The 1970-nt window shown below is 35.0% G+C and carries 1 protein-coding gene; it reads left to right on the top strand.

What is annotated here, in order from left to right:
- Nucleotides 1-1145 precede the first annotated feature (1145 nt).
- Complete coding sequence (locus tag AC1DSB_RS18590; protein WP_342541757.1) at nt 1146-1580, top strand: SRPBCC family protein; 435 nt, start codon at nt 1146-1148, stop codon at nt 1578-1580.
- Nucleotides 1581-1970: the final 390 nt, after the last annotated feature.

Below are 1970 nucleotides of genomic sequence, written 5' to 3'. Positions count from 1 at the left end.
GGTGTATGGCGTTTCCAAAGAATAGGATATAACTCTTTTGATCTACAGCGTGGATTTTTTTATAAACTTTCCACAACATCATTTCCACTCTCGAAATATGATAAATCTACCATTTCTTCAAAGAAAACCACTATAATGAACTGCACTTCCAATTGTTAGTTGTGTCTAACGATTGAAGGTGCAGTTTTTTGCCCCCCGTAAGTTCAATAAAAAATGGTTTCACTCCTTTTTGAAGTAAAGCACCCGTTAGTTGAATAAGGAAATTATAGATGATGAATATTTATCTCTTGATTGACTATTCTTTTAATAAATTCAACTATCTCTTGTTTACCAAGGCCACCTTGATATACATCAGTTTTCTGGATAATAAAATTTTTCATATCGAAAAAATCCGTTAGTTCAATTAGATATAAGGCTACTTTGCATCCGTTATTTTAAGGCATCCTTTAAAACTTAATACATCCTCTCCAACTCAATGTCTAAGGTCCTGATTTTCTTGTGTATTTTATTTTGCACTTCGTCCGTAAATAGCCCAGTGTGAGGTATAGAAAGTATACTTCCATCTGAAAAGTAAAACTCATAATGTGCACGTTTTTGGTCACCTGGTTTAGTCTCGTAATAAATATAACGATTAATATCATCCCAAGCATATCTGTGTATTTTTACCGAAAAAACTTTCCGAAAAGAGATTTCTTCATTGGATATCGTCACATAGGGCAAAGATGAACTAAAAAACACTACTCCACAAAGGATCATGGAAACCACTGCGGTAACAATAGAAACTTTATTGAAATCCCCGAAATAGAGAACATGACAGGCTAGTGCTAATAACAGAACACTAACAATTAACAATATATAGTTCGATGCTGGCTACATAAATTAACTTATTCAACACAAACCCAAAAAACCCATTCTTATTCAACTTACCCGCCCCGTTAGTTCAATAAGAAAAAAGAGCTGACACTTTGCACTGCACCCTTCTTCTTCAATCGGTTTAGAAAGTCTTAATCCGTTTATAAGCTTCCGCATGTCTTATCTAAGCGCATATTTCCGGTTAATTATTTTGGGTTTCCGATGCTTTCCAACTATTCTAACCTAAAAATCATGTGGTATAATTAGCCATTAATGATGAGAGGTGAATTATAATGGACACAGGCGATAAAGTAACCATAACGGTAGAAACAATAGTTCATGCACCCGTTGAAAAAGTGTGGGAATTTTGGACAGAACCACAGCATATAACGAAATGGACGTTTGCTTCTGAAGACTGGCACGCACCAATTGCCGAAAATGATGTAAGGGTTGGCGGAAGATTCCATACAAGAATGGAAGCAAAGGATGGAAGCTTTGGATTTGATTTTGGTGGAGTTTATGATGAAATTAGAATAAATGAATTTATTTCTTACACTCTTGGAGATGGTAGGAAAGTTACGATCACGTTTGTTAGTCATGAAAACGACACTAAGATAATTGAAGTTTTTGAAGGAGAAGCCACTCATTCCATTGAGCAGCAAAAAGCAGGCTGGCAGGCGATTCTAGAAAATTTCAAAAGATATAGCGAACTTTCTAAAGAAAATTAAAAATAATTCGGACTTGAGATTGAATAAAAATTATTCAAAAGCTTATTGTTACCTTCCTTTGGGAAGGTTTTTTTATGTTAACCATTTTTAAACTTACTAGAAGAATAACGTCTGGGAACGTATCATAAACCTCTATTTTCCTTTCTTCTTCTTCAACTAACCTGCCCAATTAGTTGAACAAGCAGAAAGAGCCGTATAGGAGTCCTCCTTGTTTGATAATGAGTCAATGACAGTTGACACTCATGATCATACAAGAGGGCTCTTTTTCGTTCAAGACCTCGAACATCCTTCAAACAGGAAAGCTGCCCTGTTAGTTGAAGAAGAATTAAGGCTCATCCTTTTTTAAAAAAACTTTTTTCTGGGTCCTCTTTTTATGCACTATTATATTAT

The sequence above is a fragment of the Paenisporosarcina sp. P4_E4_2 genome (assembly GCF_056401595.1).
Note: the sequence above shows the minus strand (reverse complement) of the source record. Positions and strands in the feature narration are given on the sequence as shown.

Excerpts from the sequence above, each read along its gene's own strand:
- AC1DSB_RS18590 (WP_342541757.1), top strand. The coding sequence starts at position 1,146 with ATGGACACAGGCGATAAAGTAACCATAACGGTAGAAACAATAGTTCAT.